We start from the raw sequence: 15,105 nt of genomic DNA on the forward strand, positions 1-15,105 counted from the left end.
GCGGCGGTGCCTCGTTCGAGGACGAGCGGTCGACGGACCCGTCACTCATCAGAACCGAAACAGCGGCGCGGGCGAGAGCCTGCGCCGCTTTCCGTTCGGGCGCTCCGTGCCCGTCTCGGCCAGGTGCTTTCGAATGCATGACGCAAGAGCGGGACGGCCGCGTGCGCGCGCATCGGGCGTCGATTGCGGGGGCGCCCGAAGGAGTTATCCACAATTCATCGAACCATCGCATTCGGGCTTGCGCGGTGGGAATGCCCCCGCTATATGGGGGGCCTCCGACGACGGGGCGCCCACAAAGGCGGCTCCGAAACGGTCGGGCGCGTAGCTCAGTCGGTAGAGCAGCTGACTCTTAATCAGCGGGTCACAGGTTCGATCCCTGTCGCGCCCACCAATTTTCTCCCGGAATTCAAGCGACATTCCGAACGGCCCTGCGGGGCCGTTTCGCTTTTCTCGGGCTCGGGACGTCCCGGCCGCGCGCGGCGGGGGTGGTGATCGCGCGCATTCAGGCGCGGCGGCGCCACCGGCGCGCCTCTCGGCGCAAGTTGCCATGAATACGGCGGAGCCACTGTGTCGGGGGCACGTCCGCGCGCGGGGCGGCGCGCCCGCGTAGGCGGTCGCGCCGAGATCGGCGAGCGCTGCGGCGACCTCGGGCTTTCCTTCCAGCGCATGCTGCCGCGCCCAGCGCAACGCCGCCTCGCGGAAGCCGGCGATGTCGCCGGTGCGCGCGGCCTTGCGCATGCGGCGCGACGGCGCGGTCGGGTCGCGGGATGCGATCCAGCGGGTGAGGCGGGTCGTGTCGACGCGGGTGCCGGCGAGCAGCAGGGCAAGGCCGCCGAGAAGGCCGGTCGCGGCGGCGAGCGGCAGCACGATCCGGCGCGTCGCCGCGAGATCGGGGCCCTTGGCCTCGGCCGCGCCGTCGGCGCGCGCAACGGCGCGGCCGGCGAGTTCCGCGATCTGCTCCTTGCGTGCGACGGTGTCGAACCATGGAATGGGGATCGCCGGCAGGGTTGCCGGCGCGCCGGTTTTCGAGCGGATGGTCCAGCGCCAGACGACGGTCGAGACCGGCCCCTCGCGCGTCAGCCGGCTCGTGCGTTCCTCCGGATCGGGGAAGGCGATCAGGCCCGGATCGCGCAGGTCGGGCATCGGCGGCAGCAGATCGGCCGGCACGCCATCGGCTTCCAGCGTCACGGTGCGATGCGTCGTCTCGCCGGTTCCGAGCCTGGCGGGATCCTTGTCGAACGTGTCGGTCAGCCGCAGCGTGCGCGCCGGCAGCCACCAGGCGACGGCGGGCGCGGCACGGACCGTCAGCGTGACCGGCGCCGAGACGACGTCGTGACGCACGCGCGATCCGTTCGGCGCCAGCAGCGTCAGGCGATGGGTGAAGGGCGGGATCGTCAGCGTCCCGGCCTTGCGCGGGAACAGCGCCATCACGCGATCGAAGCTGCGCGCGTGGCGGCCTTCGACGGTGGTCTCGGCCCATTTGTCGCGGCCGAGCTGCATCCAGGCGAAGTCGGCGAAGGCCGGCTGGTCGAGATGTTCGAGCGTCATCTCCACCGTATAGACGCCGTGGATGCGCAGCAGGATCATTTCCTGCGCGAAGGGGGCCGGCGCCGGGCTGTCGACGGTCACGGTCAGGTTCGCGTCGCTGGGGGCGACGAAATCGGCGGTTTCGGCGCGGGCGGGGGCTCGGCCGGCGAGAAGGGTCAGCGTCAGTGCCGCCACCGCGAACAGGGCCGCGACGGGCCCGATCCGTGACCCGGTCCTCCGCGCATTGGCGGCGCGTGCTGGGCGCATCATGGGTCGTCTCCTTCCGGCGCGAGGCCGTTCGCGGCGCGGCGGGCATGTTCGGCCGCGATGCGGAGCTTCAGGTAGCGGCCGGGATCGTCGGCGAGGGTGGTCAGCCATTGCCGGCTCGCCGCCATCGCCTGCGCATCCCAGCTCTTGCCCATCTCGCGCTTCCTCACCTGTTCGAACGCCTTGGCGATCACCGCGTCGGTGACGCTCGCGCGGCCGACGCCGTCGCTGTCGGTCGCCGAGCCGTTGGCCTGGCCCTGGCCGGCATCCTTGGCCTTGGTGTCGGCCGCGCCCTTGCGTGCCGCTTTCGAACCGCCGGGCGAGCCGGCATCGGAGCCGGCCTGCTTGTCGCCGGCCATGCCGTCGCCGGTGGAGTTCTGGTCCTCGGCATCGCCGCGCGGTTCGCCGTCGCGGCGCTTCTTCTCGGTCGAGGCGGCGCCGCCGGCGATCTTGCCCGCCGCGCGCTCGGCGGTCTCCTGACGGTCGAGCACGGCCGCAACGAGCGCGCGGTTCGCGGCCGCATCGGCATCGCCCGGACGGGTGGCGAGCACCGCGTCGAAGGCCTCGAGCGCGCCGCGATAATCGCCGGCCCGGGCGAGCGCATCGCCGCGATCGAAGGCGTGGGCGAGGCCGGCGATCCGGAACGCCTCGGCCGCTTCGGTAAAGCGGCCGGCCCGGTAAAGCGCGACGCCGCGGCCCGCCGGATCGTCGAGGAAGCGCAGGCTGGCGTCCGGCAGGCCGACGGCGACCAGCGCGCGGCCGAAACCGGCGGATCCGTCGGATGCGACCGCGGCGACGAGGCAGGCGACGAGCGCCGCGACCAGAACCGGACCTCTCATGCGCGCCTCCCGTCGCGACGGCGGAACAGCAGCAGCGCCGGGATCAGCGCCGCGGCGATCAGGAACCGGCCGTCGTCGCGCCAGACGAGGGCGGCGAGACCGGACTCGGTGAGCCGGGTCGCGCGGCTGTCGGCGAGGCTCTCGGCGAGCGGCATGGGATCTGCGGCGATCGCGGTGGTGCCGCCGCCGAGCCGGGCGAGCGTGGCGAGGCCGGCGGCCTCGCCTTGCGGCGCGGGGCCGGTCACCAGCGCGGAGAGCCGGTGACCATCGGCGGCGATGCGGCGCGCCGCGTCGGCGAGGGCGCCGGTCGCGGGGCGATCGGGGCCGACCAGCACGATATCGGCGGTCACGATGCCGGCTTCGAGAACCAGCCGCCGCGCGAGGTCGAGCGCGCGGGTCGGCCGGTCGCCGGTGTCGGGCACCGTCTCGCCGTCGAGCACGGCGATGGTGGTGCCGAGCGCGTTCGCATCGGTGGTAAAGGTCGAGGCGACATAGGCATCGCCGGCATAGACGACGAGCGCGATCGGCCGGGCGCCGGCAGCCTCCGCGACTTGCCGCGTCGCGGTGATCATGGCGGGCAGGCGGTCGGCGGTCGTCGCGCGCGGGCCGAGATCGACGACCAGCACGACGGCGTCGAGGTTGCGATAGGTCGCGGCATCGCGGGCCTCGTGGGCCGGGCCCGTGAGCGCCAGAAGCACGATTGCGGCGACGATGCTCGCGAGCGCGCCGGCGCCGAGCCGACGGCCGGCTTCGCCCGGCACGACGCGGCCGAGCCGTTCGAGCGCGGCGAACAGCGGCGGGTCGATCGCTGCCTCCCAGCGCGAGCTGCGTTTGGCCCGGGCACGGGCGAAGAGGATGATCGCGGCGAGCGCGGGCAGGGCGGCGAGCCACCAGGGCCGGAGCAGGACGAGGCCGAAGAGATCGATCATGGCCGGCCTCCGGGAATGGGGTCGGAAGAGGCGGGACGCCGACCGAGGCCGAGGCCGCGCGGTAGATGCCGCAGGAAGGGCAGGCGGCCGGCTGGTAACAGATCCCAGTCGAGCGCCAGGATCGCGAGGCTCGCCGCCAGCGCGATCATCGCCGGCCAGATCCACAGCGAACGGTAGACGCGCGCGGGCGGCGCCGCGCCGCGGCTCGTCTCCATGGCGTCGATCGCGTGCCCGACCTGCTCCAGATCGGCGGTGGTGCGGACGCGGAAGGCGGTTCCGCCGGAGAGTTCCGCGACCCGCCTGAGCGTCGCGGCATCGACGGCGTCGGGATCGTCGGTGGTCGATTCCAGGTCGTTCTCGCCGAGCGCGATCGTATGGACGCGGATGCCGAGCTCGCGCGCCAGCACGGCGACGTCGCTCGGGCCGACGGTGCCGGCGTTGTTGGCGCCGTCGGAGAGCAGGATCACCACGCGCGACGGGGACGGCGAGGCGCCGAGCCGCTTCAGCGCCAGGCCGAGGCCCTCGCCGATCGCGGTCGAACGGCCGGCGATCCCGATGGTCGCCTCGTCGATGGTGCGCGCGACGCTCTCGACATCGAAGGTGGGCGCGGCGGCGAAGAAGGCGCGTTCGGCGAAGATCACGAGCCCGATTCGGTCGCCGGACCGGCCGCGGACGAAGTCGATCGCGACTTTTTTCACCGCGTCGAGCCGTCGAGCCGGCTGGCCGTCGATGCTGAAATCCTTGCGGTCCATGCTGCCGGAGAGATCGAGCACCAGCACGATGTCGCGGCCGGAGACCGGCAGGGCCGGGCTCGGCACCAGCATGCGCGGGCCGGCGAGGGCCACGACCAGCGCCGCCCAGACCGTCCAGGCGAGCCATGTGTGGGTGCGTGCCGCCGCGCCCATATCGGTCGCGAAGGCGAAGCGCGCGGCGATCGCGTCGGGCACGCGCAAGGCCGCCCCGACGCCGCGATCCCGGAACGGCGGCAGCAGCAGGGCCGCGAGCATTGGCAGCGGCAGCAAGAGGAGCGCGAGCGGCGTTGCAAGGGAGTCCATCGTCATCTCCCGCGCCGGATGATCTCAGCGAACTGGCGCTCGACCGCGTCGAGATCGAGCTCGGGATCGGGACGGTAGAGCGCGGTCGCGAAGCGGGTGCCGGCGGGGCCGGCGAACCAGTCGGTTCCGAACCTCGCATCGAGCGCGGCACGGCCGGCGGGGGCCGAGAGGCGCACGGGGGCGCCGGGGGAGCCCGCCCAGGCGGCGAAGGCGCTCGCCAGGGCGCTAGCGCGTTCGGAGGGCCCACGCTGGCGCGCGGCGGTCATCTGGGCCAAGGCGATCGCCTCGGGCGTCTGAGGGCGGCGCGCGAAGGGGCGCAGCGCGAGCGCGACCAGCAGTGCGAGCGCGATGCCGCCTGCGCCGGCGAGCGCGGCATCGGCCATCGTGCCGGGCTGGGTCGGCGCGGGGCCGCGGATGTCGATAAGGCCGGCCAGCGGATCGGCGGCGCCCGTCGCGGCGGTCTGCGCGGGTGCTGGGGTCGCGGTGGACGAACTGGCGGACGGAGCGCCTGAGAGGCCGTCAGCGGCGGCTGCCATCGAGCGCCTCCAGGGCGGCGAGCATCGTCGCCGGTTCGTCGGTGGTCGTGATCGGCACGGCATCGACGCCGAGCCGGCGCAGGCGGGTGAAACGCGGATCGCGATCGGCGTCGAAGGTCTCGGCGACGCGGCCGAGCCGGCGGGTGCCGCTCGCATCGACGAAGGGCAGCAGGTCGGGGCTCGCGTGGCGCTCGAAGGCATCGACGACAATCAGAGCGGCGAGGTCGGCGCGCCTCGTGAGCGCGCCGGCCGCCTCGTCGAAGCCGGCGCCCGGCTGGTCGAGACCGCTCGCGAGCAGCACCGAGGCGCCACGGGGCGCGAGGCGGGCGGCGAGGTCGAGCGCGGCGGCGAGCGGTGGCTCGCTCCGATCCTGCGCGGTCGATGCGGCGTCGCGGAGTGCCTGGGCATGGGCATGGGCGAGGCCGCCGGCGACCGCGATCATGCCGCGATCCCGGCCGCGCGCCGGCACCACGACCGGGTCGCCGGTCCCGAAGGCGACCAGACCGACCCGGCCGCCGCCGTCGATCGCGCGCCAGCCGGCGAGCGCCGCCGCCTCGGCCGCCGCGACCGAGCGGAACGCCCGCCGCGTGCCCCAGAGCATCGACGGACGCAGGTCGACGAGCAGGATCAGCGTCCGCTCGCGTTCGTCGCGGAAGGTTCGGACATGCGGGATGCCCGTGCGCGCGGTGGTGTTGCGGTCGATATGGCGCACGTCGTCACCCTCGGCGAAGACGCGAATGTCATCAACTTCGAGGCCGCGACCGCGGCGGCGTACGACGAAGCCGCCGGGCAGCGCCGTCAGGGCGCGCGGCACGGCGATGTCGGCGCGCACGACATGGCGCAGGCCGAGCAGATGTTCGACCGGCAGGTCGACACCCGCTTCGGCGGTGTCCGGCGCGGGCAGGGCGGTCATAGCGGCGCGACCGCGTCGATCAACCTGGCGATCAGGCCGCGCGCGGTCGTGCCCTCGGCACTGGCCCGCCAGGTCAGGCCGACACGGTGGGCGAGTGCATCGACCGCGTAGTCGCGCACGTCCTCGGGCAGGGCGTAGTCGCGGCCGCGGACCAGCGCGCGGGCGCGGGCGATGGCGGCGAGCGCCAGCGTGCCGCGCGGCGAGACCGGATGTTCGATCGCGCCGGCGATCTCGGGGAGGTCCGACCCGGCGCGCGTCGCCATGACCAGACGGACGATATAGTCCTTGAGCGCGGGCGCGATGTGGACCTTGGCGGCGGCGGCGCGGGCGGCACGGACCTCCGCCGCGCCGAGCCGGACCGGCGCCGCGGCCGACGCCTGACGGCCTTCCTGTTCGACGAGGTCGAGGATGGCGCGTTCAGCTGTCGCGTCGGGCAGGTCGAGCACGACGTGGAGCAGGAAGCGGTCGACCTGCGCCTCGGGCAGCGGGAACGTGCCTTCGTGCTCGATCGGGTTCTGGGTCGCGACGACCATGAACGGGTCGGGCAGCGCATGGGTGACGCCGCCGGCGGTCACCTGGCGCTCGGCCATCGCCTCGAGCAGGGCCGACTGCACCTTCGGCGGGGCACGGTTGATCTCGTCGACCAGCAGTAGCGCGTGGAACACCGGGCCGGGCACGAATTCGAACGCGCCGCGATCCGGTCGCCAGACCGGGGTGCCGGTGATGTCGGCCGGCATCAGGTCGGGCGTGCACTGGATGCGTGCGAAGCCGACGTCGAGCCCGGCGGCGAGGCCCTTGACCGCGCGGGTCTTGGCGAGGCCGGGCGCGCCTTCGAGCAGGACATGGCCGCCCGCGACGAGCGAGACGACCAGGCGCTCGACCAGCGCATCGAGGCCGACCAGGCCGGCCTGCAGCGTGCTCGACAGGCGGGCGATCGCGGCGGCGGGCGCCGCCTCGATCAATCCCGAGTGCGGGCCTGAGTGCGGGCCGGAATGTGGGCCGTCGGCCCTCGGATAGGCTTCCATGGCACCTCGCGTCGACGTTTCCTCGCCGGTCGTTGCCGGCCTTGTCTGCCTGGCGGTCTTCGCCGGCGTTCTTGCATCGGGCTCTGTGATGGGAGCCGATCCTTTGAGGCCATGGTAGGGCGTGTGTGCGGTCGGTGCCTGGGCAAATTTCCCGATCTCGTGGTCCTGAATGTCGCGGGTCGTGCGGTCGTGGCACAGTGAGGCATCGGTTCGCCTCTTCTCGAACGGGATCGGCCGCATGAGTCTGCTCGTCCGGATCACGCTTCGGCTCGCTGCCGTCGCCTTCGTCTCGCTCGCCTGCACGGTCCTCTGGATCCTGCACGACACCAACCAGCGTCTGCGCCTCGACGCCGAGACCTCGGCCGAGCGACTGGCGCAGCGCTGGGAGGGCCGGCCGGGCCTCGGCAGCATCGGCGCGACGAGCCGGGACGTGCTCTTCGGCTGGGATGCGCAGGCGAGCGGCACGCCGATCATTCCCGGTGTCTGCGTGGTGGTCTCGACGCCCTATGATCCCGATTCGAGCCTGTGCAACGCGCGGGACGGACTGGGCGGCACGGTGCCGGCCTGGTTCGCGACGCTGTTCGAGCGGCTCGCCGGGCCGCCGGCGCCGGCCACGCGCGACGTGGTGTTCCGCGGCCGCAAGCTCGGGTCGATCCGCGCCAGCGTCGATCCGGTCGCGGCGACGGAGCGGGCCTGGCAGCAGATCAGCGTGATGACCGGGCTCGCGGCCAGCATGGCGACCGGCATGTGCCTGCTCGCCTGGATCGCGATCGGGCATGCGCTGCGGCCGACGCGGACGATCATCCGGGCGCTGCGGGATCTGGAACACGGCGAGGATGCGCGGCGGCTGCCGTACTTCGCCACCGCCGAATTCGATGCCGTCGCGCGGGCCTTCAACGATCTCGCCGCACGGCTGCAGCAGACGACCGCCGAGCGGGCGGCACTGACGCGACGACTGTTCGATGTGCAGGAGGACGAGCGGCGCGGGCTCGCCCGCGAGCTGCACGACGCGTTCGGTCAGTGTCTGACCGCGTCCGGCGCGCTCGCGGCCTCGATGGCGGCCGGTGCCCCGGCGGACCGGCCGGACCTCGCCGAGGATGCCCGTTCGATCGGCCGGCTGACGGCCGACATGCAGGGCGTGTTGCGGGGTGCGCTGGCGCGGCTGCGCGTGCCGGATCTCGAGGAGATCGGCCTGGAGGCGAGCCTGCGCAGTCTGGTCGGCTCCTGGAACCGGCTGCGCGGCGGCCGCACGCGGTTTCTGCTCGAGGTCGAGGGCGATCTCTCCGGTGTTGAGGAGGCCGAGGCGCTCGGCATTTATCGCATCGTGCAGGAATGCCTGACCAACGCCGCCCGACACGGCGATCCGGCCACGGTGGTGGTCCGCATCGCCGGGCAAGGCGGCGGCGCGGGCGCCGTGTCGTTCAGCGTCGAGGACGATGGCGGCGGTGATCCGGCCGGCGTCGATGCGACGGGCGGCTTCGGCGTCATCGGCATGCGTGAGCGGATCCGTGCCCTCGGCGGCCGGCTGGCGATCGGCCGCTCGGCCGCCGGGCTGGTGGTCTCGGCGGTGATCCCGGCGCCCGCGGGCGCTCACACGGCGGAGGCCGGCCGGTGAGCGCGCTGACGATCATGCTCGTCGACGATCATCCGATCGTGCGGGAGGGATACCGCCGCCTGCTCGAGCGGCAGAGCGGCTATCGGGTCGTCGCCGAGGCCGAGACTGCGGCGGCGGCCTATCAGGCCTATCGATCGGCGAAGCCGGACGTCGTCGTGATGGACCTGTCGCTGCCGGGGCCGGGCGGGCTGGAGGCGATCCGGCATATCCGGCAATGGGACAAGGGCGCGCGCATCCTCGTCTTCTCCATGCACCAGAGCGCGCCGTTCGCGCTCAAGGCATTCGAGGCGGGGGCGGCCGGCTATGTGACCAAGACCAGCCCGCCGGAAGAACTCGTGCGGGCGGTCGAGACGGTTGCGCGCGGCGGGCGGTCGCTGTCGAGCGACATCGCGGACGAGATTGCGGCCGAACGACTGACAGCGCGCGGCGGGGCGTTCGACGACCTCGCGCCGCGCGAGGTCGAGATCCTGCGCATGTTCGCTTCAGGGCGCACCGCCGACGAGATCGCCGACCAGCTCGCGCTCAGCCTGAAGACGGTGCAGAACTATCACTACCAGATCAAGGCCAAGCTCGGGGCGCGCACCGACGCGCATCTGGTCTGGCTGGCGATCGGCGGCGGTTTCCTGCTGGCGGAGGAACCGGTTCGCGACCCGCCCCGTTGAGCGGCCGGTGCCGGGTGGCCTTGGCCGGGAGCAGGCGGACGCCCGTCAATGCCGGTCGGGATGATCCGCGCGCTCGCGGCCGCTGTCATGGATCGTGGCGCCGGCCGGAAAGGTCGCGTGCTCGACGCCAGCCCGCATGCCGCGCGGCGTTTCGCCGAACAGCTGTCGGAAGGCGCGGGTGAAGCTCGACTGTTGCCGATAGCCGACGCGGTGGGCGATTTCGCCGAGCGGCAGGTCGCGCGTGAGCACCATCACCCGGGCGCGGCGCAGCCGCAACTGGCCGAGGTATTCCATCGGCGAGGCATCGGCGCGCGCACGGAACAGCGCGGTGAGCTTGTTGCGGTTGGTGCCGAGCGCCGCGCACAGGTCGGCGACACTCAGCGGCTCGTGCAGACGGCTCTCCATGAGTTCAACCGCGGCGGTGAACAGCGCATTGGAGCGGGCGAGCGCAGGGCAGGCCGCATGCGTGTCGGTGATCACGGCCGCGATCACATCGCACACCGCGAGCAGCACCTCGGCGCCCCGGCGGGTCTCGCCGAGCGGCGGCGGCAGGTGTGTCTCGAACAGGCCGAGCGCACGCGTGACGAGCTCGGCCGGCATCGGAAGCAGGACCTCGTGCGGCGGCTTGTCGGCCTCCAGCCACGCCGGCGGGATGCCGAACCGGTCGATGCCTGACGTAGCGTCCGCCTGGAATTCGATCCAGCGTAAACGTTTCTGATGTCGAGCGAAAATGCGCCGCTCTCCGCCGGTGGGAAGGCATGCGATCAGCATGGCGCCTGCCACCATCCGGTGTCTTCGGTCCTCGGTGTGGCTGATGAGCAGTTCGCCATCGAGCAGCATGTGCACGGACACGCCCGGCGCATAGGCTTCCAGGCTGGTGATGACCGTCGGGACCGTCTGGTCGACAGCTGCCGCCCGCCAGGCCGGATCGCCGAGATCGATCGGGATCCGCCGGCTCGCGGGTCCTTCGGGGGAGCCCTTTGTGGTCCCGCTCTGCTCGTTCGAATTCACCGCCAACGCCCCGCGCCAGTTTCGACCACGACGCGCTGTTATCCGACGTCAGGAAGGACTATGGTCGCGCAGATCTCATTCCGATTTCCGTATTTATGCGCTTTGCCCGCGCGTGCTCTCTGCGTCAAGTGGATAACTTTGCGGATACCGAAATATACTGCGTAAAAATATACAAGAATTATAGTTGAATTCTTGATATTTTCATTGGATTTTACCGACTTTTGGCTCGATTGAGCGTACGATTTGGTTGTCGACGCAGAGTTGCCATGTCCTTTCAAAGGTTACCTTAGGTAATGTTCCGTAGAGGTGTTGCGCGCACTTCGTCGCGCTCTCTGGAAAGGGTATGCATCGTCATTTCCTGCAGGTCAGATGCTGGAGAAGATCGCGGCATTGAGGGCGGTCGCATAGCTCACCCAGGCGAGATAGGGCAGCCACGCCCATGCGGCCCAGGGACGAACCGCATGGAAGGCACGCATCGTGAGCAGGATCGCCATCCACAGAAGTGCGATCACCGCGAGCCCAAGTCCCGGATTGCGCAGGCCGAAGAAGGCGGGCGTCCAGAGGAAATTCAACGCCAGCTGGACGAAGAACATCAGGAGCGCGGTTTGGCGCAGGTGCAGCGGCGCATGCGCGAGCCAGACCCGGATCGCGGTCGCCGCCATGACGATATAGAGCATCGTCCAGACCGGCGCGAACAGCCAGTTCGGCGGCGTGAACCACGGCTTCGGCAGCGTCGCGTACCAGGTCGGGATCCGCGGTGCCGTGATGAGGCCGCCGATCGCGGCCGTGGCGACCGTCGCCGCGATGATCGCGACCACCGGCCACCACCGTGGCGTCCCTTGGGGCTGGCTCTCGCCGGTTGCGGCGGAGAAGGGGAAGTTCGTCGCGGGGCTCATCGACATCGGTGGGATCCTCTTCGGTGGCTGCAGTGAGAGGGGGCGGTCCCTCGTCAGGCATACGCATTGCTAGCGGTCGCGGATGAACGGGCCGTGCCGGCCCGGGTTCCGGAGAACGCTTCCCATGCCTCATGCCGTGATGCACCGCCTGCCCATGTCGGCCCCCGACGACGTCTCCGCCCTGGCGGCGGCGATTGCGGCCGGCACGCTCGATCCCGCGTCGGTGGTCGCCGTGCTCGGCAAGACCGAGGGCAACGGCTGCGTCAACGATTTCACGCGGGGCTTCGCCGTCCAGTCGCTCAAGTTGTTGTTTTCGCGCCATATCGCACCCGACCGCGTCGATGCGATCGCTTTCGTCATGTCGGGCGGCACCGAGGGCGGGCTCGGGCCGCACTGGCTCGTGGTCGAGGCGCGGGCGGGCGATCACGCCGCCACTGGACCGTCCCTCGCCGTCGGCGTGGCGGCGACGCGATCACTCCTCCCCGAAGAGATCGGTCGCGTCGCGCAGGTCGATGCGGTCGCGGCGGCTGTCGCGGCGGCGATGGCGAAGGCGGGCATCGCCGCGGCGGAGGACGTGCACTTCGTGCAGATCAAGTGTCCGCTGCTGACGGCCGAGCGCATTCTCGAGGCGCGGGGGCGCGGCGCCAGCACGGCGACGGCCGAGACGCTGAAGTCGATGGGCCTGTCACGCGGCGCCTCGGCGCTCGGCGTCGCCGTCGCGCTCGGCGAGGTGGCGCGCGACGCGATCGACGATCGGGCGATCGGCGTCGACAAAACGCTCTGGTCGGGGCGGGCGAGCACATCGGCCGGCGTCGAACTGATGGTCGTCGAGATCATGGTGCTCGGCATGAGCGCGGCCTGGAGCGGCGATCTCGCCATCGACCATGCCGTGATGGCCGACGGCATCGACGTCGAGCCGGTGCGCGCGGCGCTGCGGCGCCTCGGGTTCGATGCCGCGGGGCAGCTCTCCACCGATGAGCAGGCGCGGCTGAGGGCGCTCTTGGTCAAGGCGGAGGCGTCCTCGACCGGGCGGCTCAGGCACCACCGGCATACGATGCTCGACGATTCCGACATCTCCTCGACCCGTCACGCGCGGGCCTTCGTGGCGGGAGCCCTGGCGGGCGTGGTCGGGCATGCGGAGATCTTCGTCTCGGGCGGAGCCGAACACCAGGGCCCCGACGGCGGCGGACCCTGCGCGGTGATCGCGCGCAAGGCGTGATGCGACCGCTGCAGGGCTCCCCTGGGCTCGACCCTCGCCTGTCTCCGCGCCATGATCCCGGCATGACGATCAATTCCGACGCAGACGCCCCCGCCGGACCGTCGCCAGCCGTCTCGCCCCGGAGCCCCCGGACACCGCCGCTCCCCTGCGCCGGGTGACGGTGTGCACGACCTGCGATCGCTACGATCTCGACGCCCCGGAGCCGAGCCATGGCGCGCGTTTCGCGGCAGCGCTGCGACAGGAAGCGGAGCGGCGCGGCGTGCTTGTGGCGATCGAGGCGGTCGATTGCCTGGACGGTTGCCGGTCGCCCTGCAACGCGGCGCTGCGCGGGCGCGGCAAGCCGCTGGTGCGCCTGACCGCTCTCACGGAGGCCGATGCCGGCGCCGTGCTCGATCTCGCCGATCGCCATGCGACGGCGTCCGGGCTCGAGGCCGCCGACGTTCCGGCATCGTTGCGTCGGCGCACCTCGGTGCTGGCTTCGCGTCGTGGTCGGCGGTGAGATCGGTCGCCGGATCGGCTGCATACACGCCTGCTCGCAGGATGGGCGGTCGGGTCATTTTTGCTCATGTTTTGATCATAGGCTTTGACTTGTATGCAGCGATTGCGAGGTGCCGCCGACTGGCATATGGCTTGCTGAATTGACGTGACGCGATCCGGGGCGGGTTTCAGGAGCCGTCCGGATCGTCCGAGGCCGTGATCGTGCGTCGTCCCGATCGCCGCGTCGCCAGATGCCTCGTCGCCAGAGCCTCGTCTGTTCATGTCCGTCCAGGAGCCGTTCATGCCCGCCGTTCCGGAGAGCTTCGACCTCAAGAGCCTCGCTCGCGCCTATGCGGCCGGGCTCGACCCGCGCGATGTGATCGCGGCGGTGGAGGCGCGGATCGCGGCCTTCGACGATCCGGCGCTGTTCATCGCCCGGCCCGATCGCGCGACGCTCGACGCGCGGGCGGCCGCGCTCGCCGCGTTGTCGGTCGACGCGCGGGCCGCGCTGCCGCTCTACGGCGTGCCCTTCGCGGTCAAGGACAATATCGACGTCGCCGGCCTGCCGACCACGGCGGCCTGCCCGGATTTCGCCTACGCGCCCTCGGCCAGCGCGACCACGGTCGCCAAGCTCGAGGCGGCCGGCGCGATCGTGATCGGCAAGACCAACCTCGACCAGTTCGCGACCGGGCTCGTCGGCGTGCGCTCGCCCTATGGCGTGCCGCGCAACACCTTCGATCCGGCGCGCATCCCCGGCGGTTCGTCGTCGGGCTCGGCGGTCGCCGTCGCGGCCGGCATCGCGGCCTTCTCGCTCGGCACCGATACGGCCGGCTCGGGGCGCGTGCCGGCGGGGCTCAACAATCTGGTCGGCTTAAAGCCGACGCCGGGGCTCGCCTCGACCACTGGCGTGCTCCCCGCCTGCCGTACGCTCGACTGCGTGTCGATCTTCGCGCTGACCGTCGACGATGCGACCGCCGTGCTCGACGTAATGGCGGGCTTCGATCCGACGGACGCGTTCTCGAAGGTGTTTGCCGCCGAGAAGCAAGGCCCGTGGCCCGCGGGTCTGCGGCTCGGCGTGCCGGGCGCCAAGGACCGGCACTTCTTCGGCGATACGGTCGGCGAGGCGGCCTATGCGGCGGCGCTGGAGCGGATCGCGGGGCTCGGCGCGACGCTGGTCGAGATCGATTTCGAGCCGCTGTTCGCGGTCGCCCGGCTGCTCTACGAAGGGCCCTGGGTCGCCGAGCGGTTGGCCGCGATCGAGGAGTTCGTCGCCGCAAAGCCGGAGGCGATGCATCCGGTGACGCGCGCGATCATCGCGCCGGCCGGCGCGCGCACCGCCGTCGAGGCATTCAAGTCGCTCTACAAGCTCAAGGATCTGGCGCGGATCGCCGAGGCCGTCTGGACGTCGGTCGACGCGCTGGTCGTGCCGACCGTGCCGCGCGCCTGGACGGTCGCCGAAGTCGAGGCCGATCCGATCGCGACCAACTCGGCGCTCGGCACCTATACGAACTTCGTCAACCTGCTCGGGCTCTCGGCGCTCGCGGTGCCCGTGGCGCTGCGCTCGGACGGGTTCCCCTCGGGCGTCACGCTGATCGGCGAGGGCGGCCGCGACGGCTTTCTCGCCGGGCTCGGGCGGGTGATCGAAGGCACCTCCGGCCTGCCGCTCGGTGCGACGGGTAAGCCGCGGCCGGCCTTTACGCCGCTCGCCCTCGACGCGCCGGCGGACACCCTGCCGCTGGTCGTGTTCGGCGCGCATCTCTCCGGGCTCGCGCTCAACCACGAACTGACCGGCTGTGGCGCGACCCTGATCGGCGAGACGCGCACCGCGCCGCTCTACCGCATGCATGCGCTCGCCGGCGCGCCGGTGAGGCCGGGGCTGATCCGGGTCGGGGAGGGCGGGGCCGCGATCAAGGGCGAGATCTGGGCGGTCCCTTTCGCCGGCGTCGGGGCGCTGCTCGCCCGCATCGCGCCGCCGCTCGGGCTCGGCACGGTCGTGCTCGAGGATGGCCAGTCGCTGCGCGGCTTCATCTGCGAGACGGCAGGGGTCGAAGGCGCGCCGGACGTGTCGCATCACGGCGGCTGGCGCGCCTATCTGGCGGCGCGGGCCTGACCGACGCGGATAGCGGCGGTGCCG

14 protein-coding genes and 1 tRNA gene are annotated in these 15,105 nt (G+C 71.9%); 7 read left to right on the forward strand and 8 right to left on the reverse strand.

Annotation, left to right across the window (positions count from 1 at the left end):
* Window positions 1–315 precede the first annotated feature (315 nt).
* Both ABS361_03130 and ABS361_03135 read left to right on the forward strand, forming a co-directional pair.
* Window positions 316–391: transfer RNA gene (locus ABS361_03130), tRNA-Lys, on the forward strand.
* Between the two features lie 176 nt (window positions 392–567).
* On the forward strand, window positions 568–1,755 hold the full coding sequence (locus tag ABS361_03135) for a hypothetical protein (protein XBY45295.1): 1,188 nt from the start codon (window positions 568–570) through the stop codon (window positions 1,753–1,755).
* 38 nt (window positions 1,756–1,793) lie between these two features.
* Here the strand turns inward: ABS361_03135 and ABS361_03140 are convergent, their stop codons facing one another.
* From ABS361_03140 to ABS361_03165, 6 genes are read right to left on the reverse strand one after another with little or no spacing between them, the layout of a single operon-like run.
* A complete protein-coding gene (locus ABS361_03140; protein ID XBY45296.1) occupies window positions 1,794–2,633 on the reverse strand; it encodes a hypothetical protein in 840 nt (279 codons plus the stop codon).
* On the reverse strand, window positions 2,630–3,562 hold the full coding sequence (locus ABS361_03145) for a VWA domain-containing protein (protein ID XBY45297.1): 933 nt from the start codon (window positions 3,560–3,562) through the stop codon (window positions 2,630–2,632). Before ABS361_03145 ends, ABS361_03140 begins: the two co-directional genes overlap by 4 nt.
* A complete protein-coding gene (locus ABS361_03150; protein ID XBY45298.1) occupies window positions 3,559–4,623 on the reverse strand; it encodes a VWA domain-containing protein in 1,065 nt (354 codons plus the stop codon). The genes ABS361_03145 and ABS361_03150 overlap by 4 nt, the downstream gene beginning before the upstream one ends.
* Window positions 4,620–5,153, reverse strand: a complete 534-nt coding sequence (locus tag ABS361_03155; GenBank protein ID XBY45299.1) for a hypothetical protein — start codon at window positions 5,151–5,153, stop codon at window positions 4,620–4,622. The genes ABS361_03150 and ABS361_03155 overlap by 4 nt, the downstream gene beginning before the upstream one ends.
* Window positions 5,137–6,066 carry a DUF58 domain-containing protein gene (locus ABS361_03160; GenBank protein ID XBY45300.1) on the reverse strand — a complete coding sequence of 310 codons (930 nt, stop codon included), beginning with the start codon at window positions 6,064–6,066 and terminating at the stop codon, window positions 5,137–5,139. Before ABS361_03160 ends, ABS361_03155 begins: the two co-directional genes overlap by 17 nt.
* On the reverse strand, window positions 6,063–7,091 hold the full coding sequence (locus ABS361_03165; GenBank protein ID XBY45301.1) for an AAA family ATPase: 1,029 nt from the start codon (window positions 7,089–7,091) through the stop codon (window positions 6,063–6,065). The genes ABS361_03160 and ABS361_03165 overlap by 4 nt, the downstream gene beginning before the upstream one ends.
* Before the next feature lie 238 nt (window positions 7,092–7,329).
* On the opposite strand from ABS361_03165, the gene ABS361_03170 reads away from it, so the two are divergent.
* Together ABS361_03170 and ABS361_03175 are read left to right on the forward strand one after the other, a co-directional pair.
* Entirely contained in the window at window positions 7,330–8,706 is a 1,377-nt protein-coding gene (locus ABS361_03170) for a histidine kinase (GenBank protein ID XBY45302.1), read from the forward strand.
* Window positions 8,703–9,368, forward strand: a complete 666-nt coding sequence (locus ABS361_03175) for a response regulator transcription factor (protein ID XBY45303.1) — start codon at window positions 8,703–8,705, stop codon at window positions 9,366–9,368. Before ABS361_03170 ends, ABS361_03175 begins: the two co-directional genes overlap by 4 nt.
* Before the next feature lie 45 nt (window positions 9,369–9,413).
* Here ABS361_03175 and ABS361_03180 read toward each other — a convergent pair whose 3' ends face one another.
* Complete coding sequence (locus tag ABS361_03180) at window positions 9,414–10,379, reverse strand: helix-turn-helix transcriptional regulator (GenBank protein ID XBY45304.1); 966 nt, start codon at window positions 10,377–10,379, stop codon at window positions 9,414–9,416.
* 365 nt (window positions 10,380–10,744) lie between these two features.
* Window positions 10,745–11,281, reverse strand: coding sequence for a TspO/MBR family protein (locus ABS361_03185; GenBank protein XBY45305.1), 537 nt, complete (start codon window positions 11,279–11,281; stop codon window positions 10,745–10,747).
* Between the two features lie 118 nt (window positions 11,282–11,399).
* Here ABS361_03185 and ABS361_03190 point away from each other — a divergent pair, with 118 nt between their 5' ends.
* The 3 genes from ABS361_03190 (at window position 11,400) to atzF (ending at window position 15,081) form a co-directional block, all read left to right on the forward strand.
* Window positions 11,400–12,494 carry a ring-opening amidohydrolase gene (locus ABS361_03190; protein ID XBY45306.1) on the forward strand — a complete coding sequence of 365 codons (1,095 nt, stop codon included), beginning with the start codon at window positions 11,400–11,402 and terminating at the stop codon, window positions 12,492–12,494.
* Between the two features lie 160 nt (window positions 12,495–12,654).
* Window positions 12,655–12,993 (forward strand): DUF1636 family protein, encoded by a 339-nt coding sequence (locus tag ABS361_03195; protein ID XBY45307.1) that lies wholly within the window; start codon window positions 12,655–12,657, stop codon window positions 12,991–12,993.
* A 279-nt stretch (window positions 12,994–13,272) separates the two neighbouring features.
* On the forward strand, window positions 13,273–15,081 hold the full coding sequence (gene atzF, locus ABS361_03200; GenBank protein ID XBY45308.1) for an allophanate hydrolase: 1,809 nt from the start codon (window positions 13,273–13,275) through the stop codon (window positions 15,079–15,081).
* Window positions 15,082–15,105: the final 24 nt, after the last annotated feature.

It is taken from the genome of Ancalomicrobiaceae bacterium S20 (assembly GCA_040269895.1).
GTDB classification, from domain to species: Bacteria; Pseudomonadota; Alphaproteobacteria; order Rhizobiales; family Ancalomicrobiaceae; genus Methyloraptor; species Methyloraptor flagellatus.